This is a genomic window from Sodalis sp. RH14 (genome assembly GCF_047324285.1).
In the GTDB taxonomy this organism is placed as follows: Bacteria; Pseudomonadota; Gammaproteobacteria; order Enterobacterales; family Enterobacteriaceae; genus Acerihabitans.
Genome location: NZ_CP178739.1, coordinates 3,544,383 through 3,569,797 on the forward strand (window position 1 = coordinate 3,544,383; position 25,415 = coordinate 3,569,797).

22 protein-coding genes and 2 pseudogenes are annotated in these 25,415 nt (G+C 57.2%); 7 read left to right on the forward strand and 17 right to left on the reverse strand.

All coding sequences use genetic code 11. From position 1 onward, the window contains the following. Positions 1 to 4 precede the first annotated feature (4 nt). The 4 genes from ACL2XQ_RS16145 to ACL2XQ_RS16160 all read right to left on the reverse strand — a co-directional run bounded on the left by ACL2XQ_RS16145 (position 5) and on the right by ACL2XQ_RS16160 (position 4,115). Positions 5 to 1,597 (reverse strand): sugar ABC transporter ATP-binding protein, encoded by a 1,593-nt coding sequence (locus ACL2XQ_RS16145; RefSeq protein ID WP_413739432.1) that lies wholly within the window; start codon positions 1,595 to 1,597, stop codon positions 5 to 7. 10 nt (positions 1,598 to 1,607) lie between these two features. Beyond that, on the reverse strand, positions 1,608 to 2,222 hold the full coding sequence (locus ACL2XQ_RS16150; protein ID WP_413729878.1) for a DUF2291 family protein: 615 nt from the start codon (positions 2,220 to 2,222) through the stop codon (positions 1,608 to 1,610). Positions 2,223 to 2,290: 68 nt separating this feature from the next. Then, entirely contained in the window at positions 2,291 to 3,223 is a 933-nt protein-coding gene (locus ACL2XQ_RS16155; protein ID WP_413729877.1) for a D-ribose ABC transporter substrate-binding protein, read from the reverse strand. 91 nt (positions 3,224 to 3,314) lie between these two features. Then, the gene (locus ACL2XQ_RS16160; RefSeq protein WP_413739433.1) at positions 3,315 to 4,115 is read right to left on the reverse strand and encodes a GolD/DthD family dehydrogenase; all 801 of its coding nucleotides are present in this window, start codon (positions 4,113 to 4,115) and stop codon (positions 3,315 to 3,317) included. A 374-nt stretch (positions 4,116 to 4,489) separates the two neighbouring features. On the opposite strand from ACL2XQ_RS16160, the gene ACL2XQ_RS16165 reads away from it, so the two are divergent. The 6 genes and pseudogenes from ACL2XQ_RS16165 (at position 4,490) to ACL2XQ_RS16190 (ending at position 8,555) form a co-directional block, all read left to right on the forward strand. After that, positions 4,490 to 5,299, forward strand: a complete 810-nt coding sequence (locus tag ACL2XQ_RS16165) for a DeoR/GlpR family DNA-binding transcription regulator (RefSeq protein WP_410014512.1) — start codon at positions 4,490 to 4,492, stop codon at positions 5,297 to 5,299. 66 nt (positions 5,300 to 5,365) lie between these two features. Then, a complete protein-coding gene (locus ACL2XQ_RS16170; protein ID WP_413739434.1) occupies positions 5,366 to 5,527 on the forward strand; it encodes a 5'-nucleotidase in 162 nt (53 codons plus the stop codon). Next, positions 5,508 to 5,858 (forward strand): annotated as a pseudogene (locus ACL2XQ_RS16175) (5'-nucleotidase). The gene ACL2XQ_RS16170 and the pseudogene ACL2XQ_RS16175 overlap by 20 nt, the downstream one beginning before the upstream one ends. A gap of 279 nt (positions 5,859 to 6,137) precedes the next feature. Then, positions 6,138 to 6,389: a type II toxin-antitoxin system Phd/YefM family antitoxin gene (locus tag ACL2XQ_RS16180; RefSeq protein WP_413739435.1), complete on the forward strand. Its 252-nt coding sequence runs from the start codon at positions 6,138 to 6,140 to the stop codon at positions 6,387 to 6,389. Further along, positions 6,379 to 6,659: pseudogene (locus tag ACL2XQ_RS16185) on the forward strand (type II toxin-antitoxin system RelE family toxin). Before ACL2XQ_RS16180 ends, ACL2XQ_RS16185 begins: the two are co-directional and overlap by 11 nt. A 240-nt stretch (positions 6,660 to 6,899) precedes the next feature. Further along, on the forward strand, positions 6,900 to 8,555 hold the full coding sequence (locus ACL2XQ_RS16190) for a putative transporter (RefSeq protein WP_410014510.1): 1,656 nt from the start codon (positions 6,900 to 6,902) through the stop codon (positions 8,553 to 8,555). Between the two features lie 71 nt (positions 8,556 to 8,626). Here the strand turns inward: ACL2XQ_RS16190 and ACL2XQ_RS16195 are convergent, their stop codons facing one another. From ACL2XQ_RS16195 to ACL2XQ_RS16215, 5 genes are all read right to left on the reverse strand, one after another. Further along, positions 8,627 to 9,943, reverse strand: a complete 1,317-nt coding sequence (locus tag ACL2XQ_RS16195) for a c-type cytochrome (protein ID WP_413739436.1) — start codon at positions 9,941 to 9,943, stop codon at positions 8,627 to 8,629. A 16-nt stretch (positions 9,944 to 9,959) separates the two neighbouring features. Further along, a complete protein-coding gene (locus ACL2XQ_RS16200) occupies positions 9,960 to 11,735 on the reverse strand; it encodes a GMC family oxidoreductase (protein WP_413723164.1) in 1,776 nt (591 codons plus the stop codon). A 1-nt stretch (position 11,736) separates the two neighbouring features. After that, a complete protein-coding gene (locus tag ACL2XQ_RS16205; protein ID WP_410014507.1) occupies positions 11,737 to 12,462 on the reverse strand; it encodes a gluconate 2-dehydrogenase subunit 3 family protein in 726 nt (241 codons plus the stop codon). A 416-nt stretch (positions 12,463 to 12,878) separates the two neighbouring features. Next, positions 12,879 to 14,006, reverse strand: a complete 1,128-nt coding sequence (locus ACL2XQ_RS16210; protein WP_413739437.1) for an iron-containing alcohol dehydrogenase — start codon at positions 14,004 to 14,006, stop codon at positions 12,879 to 12,881. Positions 14,007 to 14,124: 118 nt separating this feature from the next. Beyond that, entirely contained in the window at positions 14,125 to 14,748 is a 624-nt protein-coding gene (locus tag ACL2XQ_RS16215; protein ID WP_410014505.1) for an NIPSNAP family protein, read from the reverse strand. Positions 14,749 to 15,155: 407 nt separating this feature from the next. Here ACL2XQ_RS16215 and ACL2XQ_RS16220 point away from each other — a divergent pair, with 407 nt between their 5' ends. Further along, a complete protein-coding gene (locus ACL2XQ_RS16220; protein ID WP_413723167.1) occupies positions 15,156 to 16,754 on the forward strand; it encodes an ABC transporter substrate-binding protein in 1,599 nt (532 codons plus the stop codon). Positions 16,755 to 16,827: 73 nt separating this feature from the next. Here ACL2XQ_RS16220 and ACL2XQ_RS16225 read toward each other — a convergent pair whose 3' ends face one another. From ACL2XQ_RS16225 to hutC, 8 genes are all read right to left on the reverse strand, one after another. Further along, entirely contained in the window at positions 16,828 to 17,781 is a 954-nt protein-coding gene (locus tag ACL2XQ_RS16225; RefSeq protein WP_410014503.1) for a chemotaxis protein, read from the reverse strand. Continuing rightward, complete coding sequence (locus ACL2XQ_RS16230; RefSeq protein WP_410014502.1) at positions 17,774 to 18,064, reverse strand: ATP-binding cassette domain-containing protein; 291 nt, start codon at positions 18,062 to 18,064, stop codon at positions 17,774 to 17,776. Before ACL2XQ_RS16230 ends, ACL2XQ_RS16225 begins: the two co-directional genes overlap by 8 nt. Beyond that, positions 18,051 to 18,869: a phytanoyl-CoA dioxygenase family protein gene (locus ACL2XQ_RS16235; protein WP_410014501.1), complete on the reverse strand. Its 819-nt coding sequence runs from the start codon at positions 18,867 to 18,869 to the stop codon at positions 18,051 to 18,053. Before ACL2XQ_RS16235 ends, ACL2XQ_RS16230 begins: the two co-directional genes overlap by 14 nt. 98 nt (positions 18,870 to 18,967) lie before the next feature. Continuing rightward, the gene (locus tag ACL2XQ_RS16240) at positions 18,968 to 19,927 is read right to left on the reverse strand and encodes a hypothetical protein (protein ID WP_410014500.1); all 960 of its coding nucleotides are present in this window, start codon (positions 19,925 to 19,927) and stop codon (positions 18,968 to 18,970) included. A gap of 55 nt (positions 19,928 to 19,982) precedes the next feature. After that, complete coding sequence (locus ACL2XQ_RS16245) at positions 19,983 to 20,777, reverse strand: amino acid ABC transporter ATP-binding protein (protein WP_410014499.1); 795 nt, start codon at positions 20,775 to 20,777, stop codon at positions 19,983 to 19,985. Continuing rightward, on the reverse strand, positions 20,767 to 21,564 hold the full coding sequence (locus ACL2XQ_RS16250) for an amino acid ABC transporter permease (RefSeq protein ID WP_410014498.1): 798 nt from the start codon (positions 21,562 to 21,564) through the stop codon (positions 20,767 to 20,769). Before ACL2XQ_RS16250 ends, ACL2XQ_RS16245 begins: the two co-directional genes overlap by 11 nt. A gap of 34 nt (positions 21,565 to 21,598) precedes the next feature. Continuing rightward, positions 21,599 to 22,438 (reverse strand): ABC transporter substrate-binding protein, encoded by an 840-nt coding sequence (locus tag ACL2XQ_RS16255; protein ID WP_413723169.1) that lies wholly within the window; start codon positions 22,436 to 22,438, stop codon positions 21,599 to 21,601. A 1,827-nt stretch (positions 22,439 to 24,265) separates the two neighbouring features. Continuing rightward, on the reverse strand, positions 24,266 to 25,093 hold the full coding sequence (gene hutC / locus ACL2XQ_RS16260) for a histidine utilization repressor (protein ID WP_410014496.1): 828 nt from the start codon (positions 25,091 to 25,093) through the stop codon (positions 24,266 to 24,268). Positions 25,094 to 25,415: the final 322 nt, after the last annotated feature.

Below are 25,415 nucleotides of genomic sequence, written 5' to 3' on the forward strand. Positions count from 1 at the left end.
GTCCTTAATCATGAGGCGTCGAAGCGCGGATAAGCGTTTCCCGGTTTACCCCGGCGCGCGGCAGGTCGGCGGTGATTTTACCGTCGGCCATGACAATGACCCGGTCCGCCAGTTGCATCACTTCGTCCAGTTCGGACGAGGAGAACATCACGGCCAGTCCCTGCTGCGCCATGGCGCCGATCAAATGATACACATCGGTTTTCGCCCCCACGTCGATGCCGCGGGTGGGTTCGTCGAGGAATACCACCTGCGGCTGGGTCAGCAAGGCTTTGCCCAGCACCACCTTTTGCTGGTTGCCCCCGCTCAGGGAGGTGACCGACAGATCGACATCGCTGACTTTGATGGCCAGCGTATCGATCATCCGCCGCACCGCACCGGACTCCTTGTCATTGCGGATCGGCAGCAGCGTTTGCCAAAAGCGTTTGCTGCGCAAACTGGAGAGGGTCATATTGGCTTTGATCGACAGCAACTGCACCAATCCTTCCGCCTGCCGGTCCTCGGGCACCAGCGCCATGCCCAGCGCCAGGCGCCGGCGGAACGAAAGGTGTTCGATGCGCCGGCCGCCGAGGGTTATCTCGCCGGCATCGGGTTTAAACACGCCGAGCAGCGTCTTGAACAGCTCAGTGCGCCCGGCGCCCAGCAGCCCATACACGCCCACCACTTCCCCCCGGTGCAGGGTCAAACCGACGCCGTTAAGGGCGTAGCCGCCATTTTGATGCAGCAGCGTCAGGCCGCGGGCCGCCAGGACCTCCTCCCCTTTCACCGCCGGGCTGTAATCAAAATGCTTGGCTTTTTCCCCCACCATGCTGGCGATGATCCAGGGGATGCTCGCCTGGGCGATTGCGCGCTCGGCGACGAATTTGCCGTCGCGCAAGACCGTAATGCGATCGCCGATGGCCATCAGTTCCTCCAGCCGATGGGAGATATAGATAATGGTGACGCCGCGGCGCTTAAGCTGTTCGATAACGTTGAACAGCACCTTGACCTCGGACTGGCTCAGCGCCGACGTCGGTTCGTCCATGATAAGCACCCGTGTGTCTTTTGACAGCGCGCGGGCGATCTCCACCAACTGCTGGTGGCCGATCGCCAGCTCCTCCAGCGGCGTGAGCGGATCGACATCCAGCTCCAGGCGTTCGAGCAGCGCCTTCGCCAACTGATACTGGTAAGCCACATTGATGCGGCCGCGCTGGAAAAACTCGTTGCCGATAAAAATATTGTCCATTACCGTCATGTTGGGAAACAGATTCAGTTCCTGGAAAATAATGCTGATGCCCAGTTTTTCCGCCTGATGGGTGGAGCCGAGCGCCACCGGCTGGCCGTCGAGCAGGATTTGACCGCTGGTGGGGGTTTCGACGCCGGCCAGCATTTTCATCATGGTGGATTTACCGGCGCCGTTTTCACCGATCAGCACGTTAACCTGGTTGCGGTAGACCCGATAATCAACATTATCGAGCGCCACCACGCCCGGATAGAGCCGCGATACGCCGCGGGTTTCGATAATGACCGGCGCGCCCTGGCGCAGGGAGGCGCGCGGCGTAACCCGATCGTTGACATAATGGGACCGGGGTTCGGCGGCGGCGGTGCGGGGGTTTGCCATGGCGCTCTCCTTATTGCGTAATCTTAACCGGCGTGATGAGCAGCGGCGGTTGCGGCGTATCAAAGGCGCTGAACACCCCGTACACCGTTACTTTGCCGCCGACGGCAAAGGTCTGTTTCGCCACGGTGTTGATGGCCTGCTGGTTAATGGCCTTGCTAAAATCACCAAACAGATTCTGATCGTTAAAGTCGGCATAACTCAGCCCGCGATAGCTGTCGCGCAAATCGGTGCCGCGAAAGGTCGGGCCAATCTGCACGTTGACTTCCCCGGCCGCGTCGTCGCTCTTTATCACTATCTGACCGTTGCGGGAGGCGGTATTCACCTCGCTGATGGCGCCGGTCACCGAGACGGCAAACACGCAGGGATTTTCTTCCTGGCTGCGGTAGCCGAACTGCTGGCAGGCGGCGTCAAAATCCTTGGCATGGCCGATTTGCGTCAGCAGGCTGCCCAACGGCCTGGCGGAGGCGATCACCTGGGGAGCGATTTTCTGGTCGAATAACTGTGCCGCCTTGGCTACATTGGCGTTCGGCGGGTTTTTCAGCTCCGCCAGCTGCCGCTCCGACACGATGCGGCAGCCGGATAACGCCACGGCAACCAGCACCGCCCATAGCATGCGCGTTGACATCCGTTTTATCTCCTTACGCGCCCCGCGCAGCCACGGGGCGCGATACACATCGGTGACGATCGCCGTCGTTATTGCTGATAATTAAAACCGTTCACTTTATCGGCGTTGTTCTGTTTAATCAGAATGCCGCGGAACATGATGCGTTCCTTACCGCTATAGCTGCCTTTTTGCAGATACTGGTCAAGGATTTCCACGCCCTGGGAGGCGATGGCCTGTGCCTGGAGCATGACGCTGGCATAAAGATCACCGGCCTTGATGGCGTCGCGTTCATCGTTGCTGCCGTCAATGCCGACCACGGTGACATCTTTACGGCCCGCGGCTTTGAGCGCCGCTATCGCCCCCAGCGCCACCGGACCGTTGCCGGATATCACGCCTTTGATATCGGGGTGGGCCTGTAAGATACTGTCCATGATACGTTTCCCTTCAAGCAGGTTGCCTTTGGCGTCCTGGCGGGCAATCATTTTCATCTCCGGATACTGGTCGATGACATTGTGAAAAGATTTTGAACGCGTCACGCAATTGTTGTCGGCCAGGTTGCAGGTCAATTCGGCATAACTGCCTTTTTCTCCCATTTTTTCGACGAATTCATTGGCCACATCGGAGCCGGCCTGGAAGTTATTGTGGGTGATCTGCGCCAGCGCCACGCCGTCCACCGGGATTTCCCGGTTGATAAGCACCACCGGCACGCCGGCGTCCTTAGCCTGTTTTACCGCCGCTACGCTTGCCTGCGAGTCGGCGTTATCCAGAATGATGCCCTGCACTTTACGCCCGATAACCAGGCTTATCAGTTCCCCCTGGCGTTTCACATCCTCGCCGTGGGACAGCACCAGGGTTTTGTAGCCCATCGCCTGCGCTTTGGCTTCGGCGCCTTTGGCCTCGGCGGAGTAATAGGGGTTATCAAGGGAATTGACCAAGATGGCGATGGTGCCTTTCTCGGCGGCGAGGGCGTGCGGCAGATAACAACCCGCCATGAGGGCGAACAGGGTAAGATATTTTTTCATGATAAGGTCTCTCGTGGTCATTGTTTTTTTTTACCGTGGGTACAACGGGTGCACAACGTGGTTGGCCTGAATTCGTCCTCCGGCGCGCCGATTACCAAATGGTAAACCCGCCGTCAATCATCAGATCCGCGCCGGTAATCATGTCGCTGCCGTTGCTGGCGAAAAACACGATGGCGGCGGCGATTTCGTCGGTATAGGCAAAGCGTCCCAGCGGGATTAATTTTTTCATCTGCTCCCCTTTCTCCCCGCGCCAGGCTTTCTCGCCCATGGGCGTCAATACGACGGTGGGCGACAGGGTATTGACGTTAATGCGGTGCGGCGCCCACTCTTTCGCCATCACCTTGGTCATGCCCAGCAGGCCGGCTTTGGCCGAGGTATAGGCGCAATGATTATCGATGGCGATGGAGGCGGCCTGGGAGGCGATATTGATGATCTTCCCGCCGCGGCCGCGGGCTATCATGCTGCGGGCGGCGGCCTGCGCGCACAGGAACGGACCGGTCAGGTTTACCGCCAGATGTTGTTGCCATTGGTCGAAGGCGGTGTCGATTGCCGGCTCCAGCTGTACGTAACCGGCGCAGTTCACCAGGATATCGATCTGGCCCCGGCGCTGCTCCACCTGGTCAAACGCCTGCGTGACCTGCGCCGGGTCGCCGACATCGCATTCGATATAGCTGACCCGGTCCTCGCCCAATTCCGCCACCGCCGCGGCTTTGCCCGCGCTGTCGAACGTCGGATAAAGCAGCGCCAGCGTCGCGCCTTTCGCCAGCATCATGCGATTGGCGGCCATGGCGATGCCGCCCAGGCCGCCGGCGACCACCGCCACCTTGCCGGCCAGCGATTGCGCTGGGTCCACGCCATAGCGCAGATTGACGTCATACTGATTATCGTTCATCACGGGTCTCCATGGGTGAAAGGCCGTCGTCACAGCCGGTAAATGATGGCGATTTTCGCGCGCGGGGGTGTTTTAATTCATTTTCGAATAAAACTATATATTGTCATTTTGATCATTTATGAGGCCAGGATCAGGTTTCAAACAAAAACTGAATATGATGACATAAGCTTGTTTTTCAGCGGGTTATAAATTTGATGGCAAAATTGACCCTGATTAACCTGCTGAAATGTAGGATTTTTTAGCTATCTTTTTCCTGTTCATTTTCGAATGAAAATCAAAAAAAAGACAACCGCCGCAACTCGCTTTCGCCTGCGCGCGACGTTACTATTTGCCGGTAAGCCTCGGGGGATGAAATACCGATAGGAGTATCATGATTGAAAAGCAAAAATGAGCAGTGGGCTGATATGCAGCATCGCCGCAGCAAAATACTGGAAATGATAAAAGAAGACGGCACCGTGTCGGTGAAAATGCTTACCGATACCTTTGACCTGACCGAAGCGACGATCCGTTCAGACTTACGCGTGCTGCAGCAGCAAGGCTATATTCAACGCTACCACGGCGGCGCGACGCTGCTGGACGGCAAGCAGAATACCCACGCGCTGCTGCTGGCGCGCCAGACCCAGCTTGGCGAAAAAGACGCCATCGGGCAATTGGCGGCCAGTTTTATCGAGCCGGGCGACACCATTATCCTGGATGCGGGCACCACCACCACGGCTATCGCCAATCATCTGAACCATATCAAAAAGCTGTCGGTCATCACCACCGCCGTCAATATCGCCCTGCAATTAGGCGGCGAGCCGGGGGTGAATATCCTGTTGACCGGCGGTACCTTTAAATTTCCCACCCTGTCGACTTCCGGCGAGAAAGCCGCCAGCTTTTTCGAAAATATGCTGGCGGAAAAACTGTTCCTGGCCACCGCCTGTATTTCACCGCGCGCCGGGCTGAGCTATCCCAGCGAAACGGACATCAAAGTGAAAACGGCGATGATCAATTCGGCCAATACGGTATTTGTGGTGGCGGACTCCACCAAGATCGATAAGGTCTCGATGTTCGCCCTGCCCTGTGAATGGCGCAAGATTCATTATCTGATTACCGACAGCGGCATTACCTCCGACGCAAAAGCCGCTTTCGAAGCCTTGGGCATCCAGGTACTGGTGGCGCAAACCGCCGGCGCGAGATCCTGATGCGCCGGGCGGCAAGCTTAAAGGCAGTCTCAGGTCTCAGGGGAGAATAAAACTGAGGAAAATTGAATGGCCTACGATCTTGGGCATCGTCATGTTATTGGCGTCTACTCGAGCGCTGTTTTTGATTTGACAGGGTCCGACGCGGTATTCAAAAGCCAGGGAGAGGAAGAATACCGGAAATTTCACGAGTTCCAAAGTCAAAAACGTCATGCAGCCGCACAATCCTAGCCCCTTAAAGGAATTTCTTGTCAGGATGGCGAAAATTCAATCCGTGGAAGAAAAGTATAAGATTCTACATCCGGGTTATGAAAATCGCCTGAGAATTTCCATAGTCACCGCCAGGAATGCGCCATCACATGAACGCGCCTTAAACACGTTGAAGAGCTGGGGCGTGATGGCAAATGACGCATTCTTTCTCGGCGGTATTGAAAAAGGCAAGGTATGAGGGGTACTGAAACCACACATTTTTTTCGATGATCGGTCTCCATATCTTCTGACCGCCAGCGCGGTTGTTCCCTCCGTGCATATCCCCTTCGGTGTTATCAATCAAGCAAATTGACGCGATAAGACCTGCCGTACAGGTAAAGACCACTATCACGCGTCCAGATACCTTTGCCGATTCCCGCTCGACGAACGTCCGTATGCGCGGGACCACGCCACTGTCCCGCAGGGTTTTCAATATCACCAGTCCCAAAGACGGTATAAGCGGATGAGATTGAAATTGATGCAAACCACCATTATTTAAACAGGTAGGGTCGCTCTTAGAAGTGTGTTTAGAGGCGCCTTGAAAAGCACCTTTAAAAGACTTAAAACAAGCGAAGCTAACAGGAGACTAAAAATGACCTTTACAATTTTGACCTCTACCGCCGCCAGTATTACTGAGCTAAAACGTAACCCGATGGGGACGGTCGCCGACGGCAGAGGCAACGCAGTGGCTATCCTAAACCATAATGAGCCCGCGTTTTACTGCGTCCCCCCCGAGCTTTACGCTTATTATCGGGAACTGGCGGAAGATGACGAGTTAAACCGGATTGCTGATGAGCGTTTGGTTGACCCTGAGTTTATCAGCGTAAAACTCGATGAATTATGAATTAAAATTTGAAAAGCGGGCGCTAAAGGAGTGGCACAAACTGGGTAATACCGTGCGGGATCAGTTTAAAAAGAAACTTGCCGAGCGCCTTATGCAGCCGCATGTACCTTCAGCTCAGCTGCATTGCAGCAGCAACCGTTATAAAATTAAACTCCGGGCCAGCGGCTACCGGCTGGTTTATGAAGTTAATGATAAGGAAATCCTGTTGCTGTCATCGCTATAGGCAAGCGCGATAACGATGATGTCTATGCTGCGGCCGACAATCGCTGAACATTTTTCTCTTAATGTATCTTCTCAATCCGGTGCAATCAAATTCATAAGGCGAACCGCTATGCGATCAGGTCATGAACCAGGCTGCCGCAGGCTGGAAGATGAGCTCGATAATCAATAGACGCAACTATCACCCGTGGTTCATATAGCTTGATGTTTTGTGCTCTTTACCTCATTTCCTTCGCCACGCCTCTGCCAGAATACCCGACAACAACCTCATGATTTTCCAGGGATGCGGCAATGAGCGATATAGCACTGACGGTCAGTATGCTGGCACTGGTGGCGGTGATAGGGTTATGGATAGGTAACTGGCGTATATACGGCGTGGGTTTGGGTATCGGCGGCGTGCTGTTCGGCGGCATTATCGTCGGCCATTTCGCCCATACGGCGGGACTGAGCCTGAACGGCGATATGCTGAATTTTATCCAGGAATTCGGGCTTATCCTATTTGTGTATACCATCGGCATCCAGGTCGGGCCGGGATTTTTCTCCTCATTACGCGTCTCCGGCCTGCGGCTCAATCTTTTCGCCATGCTGGTGGTGGTGTTGGGGATGCTGCTCGCGGCCCTGATCCATAAAGCGTTTAACGTCCCCCTGCCCGTGGTGCTCGGCGTGTTTGCCGGCGCGATAACCAATACGCCGGCCCTCGGCGCCGGTCAGCAAATTCTCACCGATCTCGGCACCGGTCCCGCCCAGATTAACCAGATGGGCATGGGCTACGCCATGGCCTACCCCTTCGGCATCTGCGGCATCCTGCTGACCATGTGGTTTATTCGCTTTGCATTGCGCATCAATGTCGAGCGCGAGGCGGAACAATTCGATAGCGCCAGCGGCGCCGGCCACGCCCAGCTGCAGACCATGAATATCCGTGTCGTCAACGCCAATCTCGAAGGGCTGGCGATGCAAGAGGTACCGGTGCTCAACAGCAGCGAAATCGTCTGTTCGCGCTTAAAGCGCGGCGAGAGCCTGATTGTCCCGCTGCCGACCACCCTGATTCAACAGGACGATTTGCTGCACCTGGTGGGGTTGAAAAGCGATCTGGAGAAAGCGCGCCTGGTGATCGGCCAGCAGGTGGACACGTCGCTGTCCATGCAGGGCACCGACCTGCGCATGGAGCGGGTGGTGGTCACCAACGAAAAAGTCCTGGGCAAAAAGATCCGCGACCTGAATTTTAAACAGAAATACGATGTGGTGGTTTCCCGCCTGAACCGCGCCGGGGTGGAACTGGTGGCCGGCAGCCATGCCAGTCTGCAGTTCGGCGATATCCTCAACCTGGTGGGCCGGGCGGAGGCAATCAATGCCGTGGCCGCGCTGGTGGGCAACGCACGGCAAAAATTGCAGCAGGTGCAGATGCTGCCGGTGTTTATCGGCATCGGTTTGGGCGTATTGCTGGGCTCGCTGCCGCTGTACGTACCGGGCTTTCCCGCCGCGCTGCGCCTCGGCCTGGCCGGGGGACCGCTGGTGGTGGCGATTATCCTGGGACGCATCGGCAGTATCGGCAAACTCTATTGGTTTATGCCGCCCAGCGCTAACCTGGCGCTGCGCGAGCTGGGCATCGTGCTGTTTCTCTCGGTGGTGGGCCTTAAATCCGGCGGCGGTTTCGTGCACACGCTGATCCAGGGCGACGGCCTGTCGTGGCTGGGCTACGGGATCATCATCACCGCCGTTCCGCTGCTAGGCGTCGGCCTGCTGGCGCGCGTGGTGTTCGGGATGAACTATCTCACCCTTTGCGGCATGCTTGCCGGCTCGATGACCGACCCGCCGGCGCTGGCTTTCGCCAACGCCCTGCATGGCACCAGCGGCGCGGCGGCGCTTTCCTATGCCACGGTTTACCCGATGGTGATGTTCCTGCGCATTCTGTCGCCGCAGCTGCTGGCGCTTATTTTCTGGGTCTGACGGCGCGCCGCCGGCCGGGAGGGACGGGCGTACGCGGCACCCGCGTACGCCTGGCGCGGAGGCTAAACGCGTTACTGATGCGCCTGTCCGGTATTCGGCTCATTGGCCTTATTGGGGTCCTTGCGCTCCACCGTCGACGTCGCGTGGCGCAGTTTTGCCACCGCGTTGGCACTCACCGCCGGCGCGTCATTGCCCCAGGCGCCGCGGATAAAGCTGAGCAGATCCGCCGCCTGTTTGTCGTCCAGGCGCCAGCCGAAGTCCGGCATGGTCAGGCCCGTCACGGCATCCCTGGTGACCGCCATTTTACCGCCATGCAAAACGATGCTGATTAACGACGACGGATCGTCGCTCAACACGACCGGATTGCGCGCCAGCGCCGGGAAAGTTTTGGCATAACCCCGGCCGTCGATACGGTGGCAGGCGGCGCAGTTGTCCATATATTCCTGCGCCCCCGGTTTGCTCATATCGCCCCGGATAAGCGCCGCGGAAGTGACATCATTCGCGTACGGCGCCGGCGCCGCGGCGGACGGCCGCAACGATTTAAGATAGACCGCCATCGCCCGCAAATCCGCGTCATTCAGGTATTGCGTACTGTGTTCCACCACATCCGTCATGGAGCCGAAGGCCGCGCTGGTATCGGTATGGCCGGTTTTCAGGAACATCGCCAGCTCATCCGCCGACCAGCGCCCCAGGCCGTCTTTGCCCGTACCGGTAAGATTGGGCGCATGCCAGCCCTCCAGCGTGCCGCCGGTCAGGTAGGCGTCGTCGGACTGATCCAGCGCCTTCTCCTGGAACGCGATGCCGCGCGGCGTATGGCAGGTGCCGCAATGCTCCAGCCCCTGCACCAGATAGGCGCCCCGGTTCCACTCTTCGCTTTGGCCGCGGTCCGGCTTGAACGCATCATCATCATGAAATACCCAGTTCCAGGCCGCCAGCGGCCAGCGCATATTCAGCGGCCAGGGGATATCGCTGTCGCGATTGGCCTGCTTCACCGCCGGCACCTGCTGCATAAAAAAATCATACAGCGCGTGCATATCTTCATCATTAATCCTGGCGAACGCGGTATAAGGCATGGCCGGGTAGAGGTGATGGCCGTCCTTCGCCACGCCTTCGCGCACCGCTTTGGCAAAATCCTCATAGCGGTAGTCGCCTATACCGGTGTCTTTGTCCGGCGTAATATTCGTGGAGTAAATCGCCCCCAGCGGCGTGGACATTTTCAGCCCGCCGGTAAACGGCTTGCCGCCGGCCGCGGTGTGGCAGGCCACGCAGTCGCCGGCGGTGGCCAGATATTGTCCTTTGCCGGCCGGCGGGCTAACTGCCGCGTTGACCGCGGCCGGCAACAGCGCCAGCGCCAGCAAGGGAAGCGCTGCATTCCATAGAGTGCTCATCTCAGTCCCTTCCCTGTTAAGCCTGGACCAGCGGTCCGGGGTTGGCCAAATACTGCGTGCGAATCGCATTGGCGGCAAATAGCGCGGTGGCGCCGACAATACCGGTGGGGTTATACGACAGGTTCTGCGGGAAACAGCAGGCGCCCAGCACAAACAGGTTGGGGACATCCCAGCTTTGCAGGTACTTGTTCACCACGCTGGTGGCGGGATTATCGCCCATCACCGCGCCGCCGGTGGTATGAGTGGACTGGTAGGGGCGCACGTCGTAGTGGGCGTTCATGCCTTTAAAACCCATTTCGTAATGCTCAGGCCCGATGGCCTTGGCGATTTCCTCCGCCTTGCCGCCGATAAAATGGGTCATTTTCAGCTCGTTCTGCTGCCAGTCAAAGGTCATGCGCAGCAGCGGCTGGCCGTGATGATCTTTATAGGTGGGGTCGAGATCGAGGTAGCACTGTTTATACGGCATCACCGATCCGGACGAACCGACGCTCATGGTGTGCAGGTAATTATCTTTGATCGCCTTCTTCCAGCCGGTTCCCCATTTTGGCGCCTGGTTGGAAATGCTCATCTGCTGGATGGGGCGCCCGCCGGTAATGGTGGCGGAAAGCGTGGCGCCGCCGATGAATCCCAGCCCGCCGTGGTCAAAGTTTTCCGCGTTGAAATCATCGATAAACGTGCCGGTGGCGCCGGTGGCGGCAAAGGGATTGAAATGGGTGTCCGGGTCGAAGAACAACGCGACGCCGCCGTTCATCTGGTAGGCATAGTTACGCCCGACCACGCCTTCGCCAGTGGCGGGATTGTAAGGCTTGCCGATTTTCGACAACAGCAGCAAACGTACGTTGTGCAATTGGAACGCGCTCAGCACCACCAGGCTGGCGGGCTGTTCCACTTCCTGGCCGTTGGCGTCGATATAGGTGACGCCGGTCGCCCGGGTGCCGGCGGCATCGGTATTGACGCGCAGCACATGGCACTGGGTGCGCAGCTCAACGTTTTTATGTTGATAAAGCGCCGGCAGCACGGTGCTTTGCGGCGACGCCTTAGCGTAATTAAAGCAGCCGAAGCGCTCGCAAAAACCGCAGTAGTTGCACACCCCCAACTGAACGCCATAGGGATTGGTATAAGGTTCGCTGCACAGCGCCGCCGGCAGCGGAAACGGATGATAGCCCAGTTCGGTCGTCGCTTTGCTAAACAGCATGCCGGAATACTGTTGCTTGAGCGGCTTGGTCGGATACGGGTTCTGGCGCGGCGCCTCGAAGGGGTTGCCGCCGGCGATTTTTTCGCCCTTGAGATTGCCGGCCTGTCCGGCGGTGCCGCAAATTTTTTCGAACTTATCGAAAAACGGCTCCATCTCCGCGTAGGTAAAGGGATAGTCCTGCACCGTCATATCCTGGGGGATAAAATCCGCGCCGTACCGCTCAATCACGGTGCTGCGCATGCGCAGATCAGCCTCCAGGGGGCGCCACAGCATGCCGTTCCAATGCACACCGGCGCCGCCGACGCCGTCACCCGGCAGGAAGGAGCCAAAACGCCGGTAAGGCAGCGCGGTTTCGCTGGTGGTATGCCGCACGGTTACCGTCTCTTTTGACGCATTCTGAAAGAGCTTTAACCGGATACCGTAGGTCAATTCATCCATTATGCGCGGGTAGGCGAAATCGGGATAGGTATCGCGCTGCTCGCCGCGCTCCAGGGCCAGGATATTCAGGCCGGTTTCCGCCAGTTCCATCGCCATCAGCGAACCGGTCCAGCCGAAACCGACGATAACGATATCGACCGGGTCTTGTTTTATCGCCACGTCAGACGCTCCTTTTCCCTGAAATACTGACCGGTCCCAATGGATAGGGCTTATTGGGGTTGTCCATCGTCTGCTGGTAATCGGCGCGCGCGCCCGGGAACCCAATCAGCTTCCATGACGCCAGCGTTTGATTGCCGCCGTGCATGGGATCGGCCAGGTAACCTTCTTTGGCGTTGTCCAGCAACTGGGCAAAAAACAGCGCGCCCGGCACGTTAGCAAACGTCAGCTTGCCGCTTTCCAATTCGCGCAGCACGGATTCCTGCTGTTGTTGGCTCAGGGCGGCGAATTCTTTGGCAAAGAACTGCCGGCAATGATCGTTGACGGCCTTGATGCCGCGGCGATAGGTATCGCGCGGCGCCAGCGGGGACTGATAACCCAATTCGGGCGCGGCGTCGGCAAAAGGAGGCTGCATATACCAGAGATGGCCGTAACCGTAGGGCAACTCCATTTGCTTATCGATATAAACCGGAACGCCTTCACTTACCGCGCCCGGCCCATATTCATCGGTGGGAATCAGCCGGTCGACGGCGGCCAGGATAAAGCGCCATTCATCATTATTAAAAAAGGTGGGAACGTAGTGGGCGGAAACGCCAGCGGATGTGGCGGTGGTTGCCTGGCCGGCGAAGGAAACAAGGCCGCCCCCCGCCGCGGCCAGGGGAATAATCGACAGCGTTTGTTGCAAAAAACGCCGCCGTGAGGGGATGTCCTCATCGTTTTGCTTGCTCATAGATCTTCCATTAAGGGTGTTAATCAATGTGCTGAGCGCCACCGTCACCAGCCGGTAACGTAGGGCGCTAATAATTATTTGTATGATAATTTTATCGCCAGAATAAGCGGATTTTTTGTCAGCACAAGTTATAAAAATGTTAACTTATGTAAACTTCAAACACAGTTACCGGTAACACTTTTACTTTTTGCAAAATTAATAGATTGATATAAATACTTATTTTTCCCAGCTATCGCTGTGCGGCATGGGTTATTACCAAAACGTGCTATTGGCAAAACCGGTAATCTTGATTTTGGCGACAGGAAGGTTGAGCGGCGAGGATAAGCAGAATAGGAAATCCTTCTTATGTTTCCCCGCGCGGGCTTCGGGAGAGCGCGTGACGTGTGATGCCGGCGGTCACCGCCGGGCTGATGGCGCTATTCGATGCGAAACGCCGTGACAATCATGTGCCGGAGCTGTGCCGGCGGGTAGTCCAGCAGCGCATTTTTGCTGGTGGATTTTTCCAGGCACACCGCCAGTTCTTCCGGGCTGAGCGGCAGGTCGTCCCGCCAGAAAGGGACAATGGCGTTGCGGGTGATAAATTCCAGCAGATAACGTTCCGGGTCGTCCCGACCTGCGGGAAGGACGCTGACGGCCAATGCGGCCATCAGCGCCCGCTGCCGGGGGTGGTCGCTGTCCGCCAGCAGTTGCAGAAACGGCAGCAGCAGCCTGCCGCAGACTTGGCCATGATGGTAGCTGCGCAAGGCGCCGACTTCACCGGCGATGCCGTGGATCACGCCCAGTCCCGCCATGCTCAGCGTCAGCCCGCCCAGGTAGGAGGCCTGCATGATAGCCTCGCGGGCATCGGCGCTGCGGTTTAACGCCGGCCAGGCCCGCAGGAAAAGACGGATACCGGTAAGCGACATTTCGCGCGACAGGCTGCTTGCCGTTTTGGACAGATACGCCTCGAACAGATGGGTGAACGCGTCGATGGCGCAGCAGGCCAGCACCGCATCCGGCGCGCCGGCCAGCAGTTGCGGGTCCAGGATGGCTACCTGCGGCACAAAGTTCGGGTGGCGCAGCGACGCCTTGACTTTATGGGTGCGGGTATCGGTGATCACGGCGTTTTGCGTCGCTTCGCTGCCGGTGCCGGCGGTGGTGGGAATGGCGATTAAGGGCAGCGTAGCGCCGCTCACCTTGGCGTCGCCCACCTTTTCCATATAGCGCAGCGCCGGCAAAGGATGCTCCGCCAGGGCGGCGAACGCCTTGGCGGCATCCAGTACGCTGCCGCCGCCGACGGCGACGATGCGCCGCGCTTTGCCGCGCCAGCGCGCCACCCACCCGTCAATATCCTGCGGCGACGCCTCATGGCCGACGATCTCGGTGCCGGCCAGCAGGGGCGCCAGCGCATCCGCCATCCCGGCATAGACCGCCCCGCCAAGGAACGAGCGGCAGCTGAACAACAGCGTCGGCTGCGGGTCGGCGTGCAGCAGGGGAAGCAGTTGGCTGATACTGCCGGCGCCGAACCAGGTTTGCCGGTTGGCGATCATCAGGCTGGTGGTCATAGAATCTCCTTGGCGGGGGCTAAAACCACAGCATAATCCAGTGCCGCCGGGCAAAACAACGCTTTTCGCCGCCGGGCCTGACAGCCAGGCACGGCGCCAGGCGCCGGCAAATCCGGCGTCAGGCATCCCCGGCGCGGCGGTTTTCCGCCAGGCAGATAAACGAGGCAGCCCGGATAATCTGCTGCGGCCCGCCCTTTGGCGGCCACAGTCCCGCGGCATAGTGTTCCGCGCGTAAACGGGCGCGCTCCTCCAGGCTGGCGAAGGTCCAGATATGCGTGATGCGCGGCGGCCCGTCCAGCGCGTACATATTGATGATCAGATGCGAGGTGTAAGCCTGCGCCGGCGCAAGCGCCTGCGCCCATCCCGCAAGCGTGGGAGACAATCCCCCGGGCTTCAGCCAATAGGTGCGGAATTCATAACAGGCCCCCGGCTGCGCCAGTTGGGACGGCGCGGGCGGCAGGAAAGGAAAAGGCTGATAGCTTTCCATGCTGAGGGCGGTTTGCGCATTTACGATATTAAACGGCGTGCTGTCCAGCTGCGCCCGCCGTCGCTCCCGCCACAATGCCTCTTCTGAGTGAAACTCGCGCAGCAGGAGTAACTGGAACAGCTCGCCAAGCTCGGTACGCCAGAAACCCACCACTCTTCCCCCGGCACCGGGCGCCGTCACCCATGCCCAGGCCCGGGCTGACGCCGTATCAAGTTCCAGCGCCGGCACGGACAGTGTCGTCAGCTCATATAACATAAGTTTTCCAATGGATGTAGTTGATATCCGCGCGGCTGAAAGGATCCTTCCCCACCCTCTCCTTTCCCTGCCGCCGATAGGCCGCCTTGCCGGGAAGGGTCGCGTGGGGAAAGTGTAACCGGCGCCTGGCCGCGGATAAATCCGCATTCGGTTGCGGGTATCGCTACCAGGCGTTGCCAATGCCCGCCCTCCCGCAGAGATCACACTTTCTTTACAAGAAGAATGTCTCCCGGCCGGCAAATTCCGCGGCAGATCGCCAGGCAATACTGCCAAAGGGCAGCGCTTATACCTAAAAGCCGGGCATTTATAAGCAGAGGATTTTTCCCTTTCGCCTGCCGCCGCTTATAATGGCAAGACGAACAACCACGGATTCATTTCCTATTAATCACCTTATTAAGGCAATAAAAATGGATTTACGCAAAACCTCTCTCGCACTGCTGATCGCCGCGATGCTGCCGGCGGGCGGCGCGCTGGCGGCGGCCAACGATGTGCTGGTCTATTGCTCAGAAGCCTCGCCTGAATCGTTCAACCCGCAGATTGCCAGCTCCGGCCCGTCATTTGTCGCCAGCTCGCAGGTGCTGTATAACCGGCTGATCACTTTCCGGGAAAGCGATAATCTGCCCATCCCTTCCCTGGCCGAGGCGTGGACCATCAGTCCCGACGGCAAAACCTATACGTTTACCCTGCGCCAGGGCGTTAAGTTCAACAGCAATAAATATTTCACCCCGACCCGCGACTTTAACGCCGACGACGTTATTTTCTCCGTACTGCGGCAAAAAGACGACAATCACCCTTATCATAACGTGTCCCACGCCGCCTATGAGTACTTTAACGACGTCGGCCTGGGTACCCTTATCCAGGAAGTGAAAAAACTGGACGATCGGCATGTCCAGTTTACCCTGAGCAAACCCGACGCCACGTTCCTGGCCGACTGGGGCATGGACTTTACCTCCATCCTCTCCGCGGAATATGCCGACGCCATGCTGAAGGCCGGCACGCCGGAGCGGGTGGACACCGATCCCATCGGCACCGGCCCGTATAACCTGAAAGACTATAAAGTCGACTCCCTGATCCGCTACGAGGCCAATCCGCATTACTGGCAGGGCGACGTGCCCACCAAACGCCTGATTTTCTCTATTACCCCCAACGTCAGCACGCGTCTGGCCAAGCTTGAGAAAAATGAATGCCAGATTATCCCCGCGCCGAACCCGGTCAATTTTGACCAAATCAAAAGCAATAAAGATCTGGTGCTGCACAGCGTGGACGGCATGAACGTTGGCTACCTGGCCTTTAATACCGCGAAAAAGCCGTTCGATAATGTTCTGGTGCGCCAGGCGTTAAACTATGCGGTGGATAAAAAAGCGATTGTCAACGCGGTATTTCTCGGTTCCGGCACGGTGGCGAAATCGCCCATTCCGCCCAATATGCTCGGTTACGATAAGGATCTCGCCGATTATCCTTATGACCCGGCCAAGGCCAAGGCCTTGCTGAAGCAGGCGGGTTTTGCCCAGGGCTTTACCACGGATTTATGGTCGATGCCGGTGCAGCGCCCGTATAATCCCAACTCCCGCCGCATCGCGGAAATGATCCAGAACGATTGGGCCAAGGTGGGCGTGACGGTAAAAATCATCACTTTCGAATGGGGTGAATACCTTGCCGGCATCCGCAAGGGCGAACACGCCTCCGCGCTGTTCGGCTGGATGTCGGATAACGGCGATCCGGATAATTTCGCCAATGTCCTGCTGGGATGCGACAGTATCAACAGCGGGTCCAACGCGGCGTTCTGGTGTGATAAACAGTATGACGCGCTGATAAAACAGGCCAAGGTCATCAGCGATCCGGCCCAGCGCGCCGCGCTGTATAAACAAGCGCAGGACGTGTTCCATCAACAGGCCCCGTGGGTGCCGCTGGCAAACGGTAAAACCTTTTATGCCACGCGCGCCAATGTCACCGGCTACAGCGTCAGCCTTAACGGCAGTGATTTTTCCAAGGCCAGGCTGAACTAAGAGCGACAGCAACGGCGCGGTCGGGGGCAGGATTCCGGCCGCGCCATGACGGCTAAGGGAACCGCGGCCGTCTTTACGGCAGCACCCGCTTGATGGCGGACTCCAAGTCGTTGATATCGAATTTTGCCACATACGCATCCGCCCCGACCTTGCGCACATGGTCCTCATTGGCGCTGCCCGACAAGGACGAATGGATAATAACGGGAATGTGTTTCAGGAACTCATCGCGTTTGATATTCAGCGTTAGGGTAAAACCGTCCATCTCGGGCATTTCCAGATCGGTTAACACAAACGCGATTTTATCCGTGACAGGTATGCCTTCCGCCCGCGCTTCTTCCGCCATTTTATTGATTTTTTTCCAGGCTTCCAGGCCGGTGACGTGCGTCAGGAAGGGGATGTTCATCATCGTCAGGCCCTGTTCCAGCATCGAACGGGCGACTTTGGAGTCCTCCGCCACAATGGCCACCGCCCCTGGTTTCAGGGTAAAGGTCTGCTTCTTTTCGCTTTCCAGGTGCGCCGTGCGATTGGCGGGAATGATGTCATACAAAATCTGCTCAACATCCAGCACCAGCGCCAGCGGGGTGTCGGTCTTATCATTGTTCAGGCGCGCGATGCTGGTGATATTGCGGCTTCTGACGCCCGCCTCGGCCGCCAGGACCTGGCTCCACTCAAGACGGACGATATCGTCGACGGATTCCACCGCGAAAGCCTGGGTGCTGCGGGCATATTCCGTTACCAGCAAGATATTCAACCCGGTCTTCGGCACGCAGCCGACGATGGCCGGCAAATCGATAACGGGCATAATCTCGCCGCGGATATTCGCCATGCCCATCAGCGGTGACGTCATGCCGGCGGCTTTGGTCAGCTTCGGCATCGGCACTATTTCACGCAGCTTAAACACGTTGATGCCGTACAATTCGGCGTGTTCTTCATCGGGGGGCGACCCCAGGCGGAATAACAGCAGTTCAAATCGGTTCGATGAGGTGAGATTGGTTCTCTCCTCTACCTCTTGTTGAAAATTATCCATACTTTCCCCAATAAAAATAGCGATTGATGCGTGGAAACAAGGCGGTTTGACTGATTCGGAAAATAAAGAATAATTCAACGTATAATGTTATCGGCCGGCGGGGGGAAATACTTAATATTACTGCGGCAGCATAGAAACGGGCGTCGGCGACCTGGCGGCCGTTTAACAGGAACTCGCCGCCAGGCTGGATAAACCCTACCACCATGCGCAGCGTGGTGGTTTTACCGCAGCCGCTGGGCACCAGCCGCTCGCCCGGTGCGATGGCGAGGTTAATGCCCTCCACGGCGCGGCGCCCGCCAGACGACCGGAAAGGATGGACAATCCAGCGCCCCGCCGTCTTGCGGGGCGTCCTGTAGCGGCGCCGGGGGCGACATTTTCCCGCTGCGGTAGCGGAAAACCGCGTCATCGCCGGTCCAGCGGGTGGATAACACCCGCCGCGGCGCGTCCTGGAAATTGCCGGCGGCGCCGTGCAGGGTCAGTCCATGGAACACCAGGCAGTCGCCGGGTTCCAGCGCCCAGCTGATAATCCGGTAGTCTTGCCGCCGCGCTTCAATATCCGGCAGGATGTCCCAGCTGTCGTCGTCGCCCTCGCGCAGTTGGCCGGTGGCGAACCACTGGGGACGGAACCATTTACCCCAGCGGTGCGAGCCGGCGACAAATTCCAGCGCCGTGGCGCGCGTCACGGCGCCGGTGGGCAGCCAAAGGGTGCAAAAGTCATTGCCGTCCACCGGGCTATACGGCTGATCCTGATGCCACAGGGTGCGCTGGGAGGCGCCGGGCATTTTAGCCAGCACATGATCATGCAGGAAATTGATTTTGCCGGACCCTAGAAGGCCGGCGGCGATTTCCTTGGCGGGCGATTCATACACAAATTGCCCGATGGCCGCAATGCGCCGCCAGTTATCGCTGTCCTGGAAAAACAGTTTAGTTTCGGGGTCGGTATAGCGGCCGTGATCGCTGGGCGCGGCGATATTAGCCATGATGCCCTGCTCCACTTTCTCAAGCCATTGGCGGGAAAAGGCCTGGCGGATAATAACGGCGCCATCGCGCTGAAACGCCGCTTTATCCTGGGGTGTGATAGTCAACATATTGCCTCCCGGCTGAATGCGGCGCGCAACCCGCCGCAGGCCGTTTGCGCCGGCAAAAGCGTTCCGGCGGGCTTAACGCGGGCGCGTGGCCATTATTCTCAGACTTTTTCAGGATTCCAACGGCCCGGAAATTCCTGGCCGCCGAGCTGGCGGTTATAGAACATGCCCAGATACCATGGGAAATAGTGATAAGACCAGGCGCACAGGCGATTGCCATATTTCAGAAAAGCGCGCAGCAATTCCTGAAGTTCTTCTTTGGTTTGCGCCGCGGCTACCGCCTCGCGCAAGATACCGGCGTATTCTTCCAACTGATATAACCCGCTGACGCCTAAATAGCTGGAGTAAGGCACGTCGAATTCCCGCAGCGTTTTATTAAAATCCTGCACCGAAAGCGTATTGGTCAGCGTCAGTAACGGGTACATGGTATACATAATATAATCACGCAGCATGCCGTTGGCGAAATCCCAGGCGGTAAAATACTGGCCGTAGGTGCCGGTGGACTCCACCTGTCCCAAACGGATGGCGCGCAGGTCCTCGGGCTCCGTCAACTGGATCCTGTCGGCTTCCGCCAGGAAGCGTTTGGCCGCGTCCGTGGTGGCCGCGGGCTGGCGCGGTACGCCCGGGTGGGCCTGCTTATCATGAGCGGAAACCTCGACAAAAATCTTATCCTTTTGCCAGAAGAGATTATTCCACACCGCCTTGCCCACATCGGGCAGTAAATGACAATATTCCGCCAGCACCTGTCCCAATACCGGCTGGGCCAAAGGCTCCAGGCCGACGCCATATTGAATCGACATTTTATTGCCCGTTGACTGGGAATAACGCAGCCGGCCCACCGGGCAATCGGTAATCATTTCGCGATGGTGCACCGGCGCGCTGCTGACGATGGGCGTCCAGGCATACATGGATGCGCCGGACACAACCGGATGCGCCTGCAGCACTTTAAACGGCAGGTGCTGCCAGAACTCTTCGCACAGCTCGGGGTTCTTTTCATCATTTAATTCAGCGACCACGGTAACGCCCAGGTCGGGCCAGCTTATATCAATTAAACGTCCCATCTTTATTCCTCGTTGGTAAAAATACGTTGTCTTATAATCCACCGCCGGGCGATGTTTATATTTTGTGTAATACCTTATTCAGAAAGGTCCTTGTTCTTGGATTCTCCGGCGCAATAAATATTTTTTGCGGCGGTCCCTGCTCGATAATTTCGCCGCCGTCCATGATGACCACCCGGTCGGCGACATTCCTGGCAAATTCCATCTCATGGGTCACCACGATCATGGTCATGCCCTGGCGCGCCAGGTCCTGCATTACGCTTAACACTTCGCCAATCATTTCGGGATCAAGGGCGCTGGTGGGTTCGTCAAACAGCATGACCTCCGGGTTCATCGCCAGCGCGCGCGCAATCGCTACGCGCTGCTGCTGCCCGCCGGATAATTGCGTGGGGTAATAGGCTAATTTATCCGCCAGGCCCACCCGGGCCAATAATTCCGCGGCGTTGTCGCGCGCCTGTTTTTTATTCATTCTCAGGACGCTTACCGGCGCTTCCATGACGTTTTGCAACGCGGTCATATGTGAAAACAAATTAAAGCGCTGAAAAACCATGCCGATGCGCTGGCGCAGCTTGGCGATATTTTTCTCGCTGTCTTCCTGCATCAGGCCGTTTTTCATGCGGTATCCCATCAGGGCGCCGCCGACGTGGATGGTGCCCTGCTGAATTTTCTCCAACCGGTTGATACAGCGGATAAGCGTGGTTTTTCCCGAACCGGACGGGCCGATAATCACCGTGGTTTCGCCGGTTTTCACCGTCAACGACACATTACGCAGTACCGGCAGTTCGCCATAGAATTTCATTACGTCACGGCAGACGACCGCATCCGGTAGGCTATCTGATTGATTAACGCTCATCGGCAAGCTCCGCTAAAAGGGATGAGGATTTTTTGGCGCGCCGCTTTATGCTCGCCCCTTTTAAATGCCGGTTGAGATTTTTTTCCAACAGCATTTGGATGGCGGTCCAGCACGCGGTCAGCAGCAAATAATAAATAGAGATGCCGAGATAAACCTCAAACGTCATAAAGGTGGCGGCCTGTAATTGCTCCGCGACACGAAACATTTCTGAAACACCGATAATACTGAGCAACGCCGTGGTCTTGAGCATATTATTAAATTGATTGCCTAGCGCGGGGACAATCACCGGGATGGTCTGCGGCAGAATAATGCGCCGCATCAGCAACCGCGGCGGCATGCCCAGCGCTTTGGCGGCCTCGGCCTGGCCGCTGTCGATGGATATAATGCCGGCGCGCGTAATTTCGCTCATATACGCCGCCTCGTGCAGGGCGAAAGACACAATACCCGCGACCACCGCCCCGGAAATCATGAACGGCCCCAACGGCATCACGGCGGGGAAAATATCAAAACCCAGTAAATAGGGCAGGCCAAAATAAATCAGTACCAATTGTACCAATACCGGCGTGCCGCGAAAAAACCAAATATAAAGCTGGTTAAACGCCTTTAATATCCATAAGCGGCTTATTCCTGCCATTGCCAATGTAATACCTAATACCGTGCCAATAAGCTGGGACAGTACAGCGGAAACAATCGTTAATATCAGCCCCTGAAATAAAACGGCTTGCGGATGAAACACAAAATTCAGGAAAAATGGCAGATTAAATTGCATATGAATTTGATTTAGCAAGGTACGCTCCTCACAGCATGGTCGCCCCGCCCCGTCAATCGCAGGGGTGCTCGCTGTCGCACAGGGCTACGCCATGTTCAATACCCCATTTCTGGACGATTTTCGTCATGGCGCCGGATGTATTCAGTTCATCCATTGCCGCCTGGATCGCCTGGCGCAGGTCGGTATTGTTTTTCACCATGGCCACCACCCACGTTTTGGCGGGCACCGGCATATCGACGGTCTGGAATTTATTTTTGGCCTTCGACATGTAAAAATTAATCACCACCGTATCGCCGACCATGGCATCGGCGCGGCCCAGCAGCAAATCATGGAACGCGGCGACGTTGGTGCCCAACGACACCAGGGTAATCGCCGGTTTACCTTCGCTCACCAGTTTGTCGCTTTCCTGCTTGACCACCGACTCATTGCGGCTGCCCATCAACGCCGCCACCCGGCGGCCCGAGAGATCCGCAAACGACGCCAGATGCAGGGGATTTCCCTTGACCACCAGCAGGCCGGACTTTACCCGCCAGTAATCCACCAGCCCATAGCGCTCCGCGCGTTCCGGGGTTTTCCCCAGGCTGGCCATGACCAGGTCGCACTTGCCGGTATCCAGCGCGGCAAAAATACCGGAAAATTGATAATTATCGATCTGGGTTTTCACCCCCAGGGTCTTGCCCAGCGCATTCATAATATCCACCGCGGCGCCGCTGGGTGTTTTGCCGTCCTCGGCCATGCCTTCCGCCGGGGGGTTTTCCAGGTCGGAGCAAAAGGTCAGTTGCCCTTTCGCCTTGATATCCGCCGGTGCGGCGACGGCGGCGTTTGCCCACCCCGGCGCGATGCCGAACGACAGGCTTAACACGGTACCGATAATCAATTGTTTTTTATTCACCCTGCTCTCCCGACACCTTGGTTGCTGTTGATAACGTCGTCACACGAGAATGATATCCAGGCCGTTAACATCTGTTTAACCCGATGAAATTGAACATACCGCCAGCAAAACGGGGCGTCAAGTTATGTATATACAAATAAGATAATTATATGGATGATTTTTGCGCTATTTTAGATAGATTTAAGTTAAATATTTGATTTTTATAAATATTATATTATTATTAGAGTATATACATAAGATATCAAATGTAGTGGCTTTTGACCGGATTGACTTCAGGACGGATAGATTTATATCGTTTGCGGGGGGATCTGCCGCGCCGGTGGGGGTTTGGTTTACGGCTGGTGGTAAGGACTATGTTGCGCCGGTGAAGGTTTCGCTTGCCGTGCGTTTGGTTGTTTTATGTAGTGCCGGGTGCCGGCAAGCGACAAAGAGGCCGTACCGCGACGGCCTCCTTGACCTCCGCGCGTCCGGCAGGTCGCGCGTCGCTGCGCGATGCCTTCCGCCGCCAGTTCCCCCGTTATGCACCGGCCCGGTTAGCGCTCCCGGCGCAACCGGGCCTTTCGCCGCTCCCGGCGGCTCATGCCGGGGTCACAGGCGCCGTCAGCGCGCTCTATGCCGGCCCGACTATCGCTGTCAGTAATAAATAGTAAGAAACAATAGCGCCGCTGTTGATAAGGAGAAGGAAGAGTGAGCCGGGAAGCTGACAATCATTGAGGTAAACAGCCGCAGCATGAAATTACAGCCCGCCAAACCCGGCCTATGCCCTAGTCCCCCGAATCTGTAAGCGTATTAGATACATCGCACCTGGCGCTTTTAATTTAAAGCCGGAAGCGAGCATATGGCATTAGACATTAGACATAGGGCTTTGGGCTTTGGGCTTTGGGCTTTGGGCTTTGGGCATTTAACGTTTAGCATTAGCCATTTGGCTTTGAGCATTTATCGTTTGGCATTAGCCATTAGCCATTAACCATCAGGCTGTAAACTTTATCGCAAAATGAATACTGATACCTTCCCGGTAAGTGCATGCCGCAAGAAACCCAAAAACGCTATTTTACTCACAGGCGATGGTGTTGACCTGGTGCCGGCATAGAGTGCGCCGGCGGCGCACATCGCGGCTGGATGAGCCGCCGGGAGCGGCGAAAGCTAAGGGCCGCGCCGGGAGCGCGTCCCGTGCGGTCCAAAAGCCGGGATGGGTGATGCCGGGAACCGCGCAGCGGCGCACGACCTGCCGGACGCGCGGAGGTCAAGGAGGCCGTCGCGGTACGGCCTCTTTGTCGCTTGCCGGTACCCGGCAACACATACGAACACCTCACGCACGGCAAGCGAAACCTTCGCGAGGCGACATATGCCCTAGCGCACCCTGACGCATGGCACCCTAACGCACGGCAAGCGAAACCTTCGCCGAGGCGATATATGCCCTAGCGCACCCTGACGCAGAGTACCTTAACGCACGGCAAACGAAACCTTCGCCGAGGCGATATATGCCCTAGCGCACCCTGACGCAGGGTACCTTAACGCACGGCAAACGGAACCTTCGCCGAGGCGATATATGCCCTAGCGCACCCTGACGCAGGGTACCTTAACGCACGGCAAGCGAAACCCGCGCCACGGCAACATAAAGCTTACCGCCAACCGCAAACCAAACCCCCACCGGCACAACCTAATCCTTGCCCCAAGGCTCTCCGCCGGCTCCGGCGCGAACTCATCCATAAAGCGGCCATAGCGTCGAAACCCCTTAGCGCAATACGCCAGTATTCAAAACGCGCCGGCGTGTTTAGCGGCAATCTCGTGCCCATACGGATGTGAGCCAAAAACACCGGGAGGGTTTCAGCCCGGGTTGGGCGTATCCCGCTGCAAATTCGCCGGGCTGGGCCCGAAACGCACTAAAAAGCGGTGGCGTTCCCCCGGATAAATCAAGCGCACAAAGGTGATCAGCTCCCCCGACAGCCAGGTGCGCCTGGCAATGGAAATGCACGCCGTGCCGGGCGATACCGATAATTGCCGCGCCAGCACATCGTCGGCGGAAATAGCGCGCAGGGAGTGCTCGCCTTCCGACCAGGGGATATTGCTTAACAACCAGCTGCCGGGCGGCATCTCGATAAACTCCTCCTGCGCCGCTTCCGGCACTACCGCCAGATTGATTTGGCGCGCCTCCAGGGCGAAAGGCAGGTTATCGGCGTAATGCATGACATCGATACATAGCATGCGTGCGTTAACGGGTATGCCGATATGTTCCGCTTCGACCGCGTCGGTAATAGTGCGGATGCCGCGCGACAGCAGCGAAAAACTGTACATGCTGTCGCTGGCCAGGACTTCGGCGCGAATATCCTGAATGGCCAGCAACGGCTCCTCGACACGCGGCATGGCGACGAAAGACCCTTTCCGGCGCTTGCGCACAATCATCCCGGCGGCCACCAGCGTCGACAGCGCTTTATTTACCGTCATTCGCGAGCATTGATAGACCGCCATCAATTCCTGTTCGGTGGGCACCCGATCGCCGGGATGCCACTCGTTGCTGAGGATTTTGTTTTTAATATCGTTCTGGATGCCCTGATGGATGGGCAGGGGTTTGACCCGCGAACGCTTAGGGATGAGCGGACTTGGCTCGGCGTGAGCGGGCGGGGCTTGGTGTAGCGGTGACTCGTTTTTGCTCATAATGGAGGTTTTCCCAAAGTATCAGCGATTAAGTATATACAAAACAAAAAGCAAATTCGCGCTATCATTTTTTCTTATTCATTTTTATCTTCGTTTTATGTATATACATAAAATAAGCCTATATGAACACGGCGTTTCCACCCCGATAAACACATTAATTTACTGTTTTAACGCTGCTTTATCATAGGATATTCGTATGAATATTGATCTGTTTTTCATCATAATGATATTTACATCCCAGTTCTTTATTATATTGTATATACCAATAGACTTCATCAGGGCGCCATTTTCGCCGGGACGCGGCGTCGGCGGCACAAGGGCA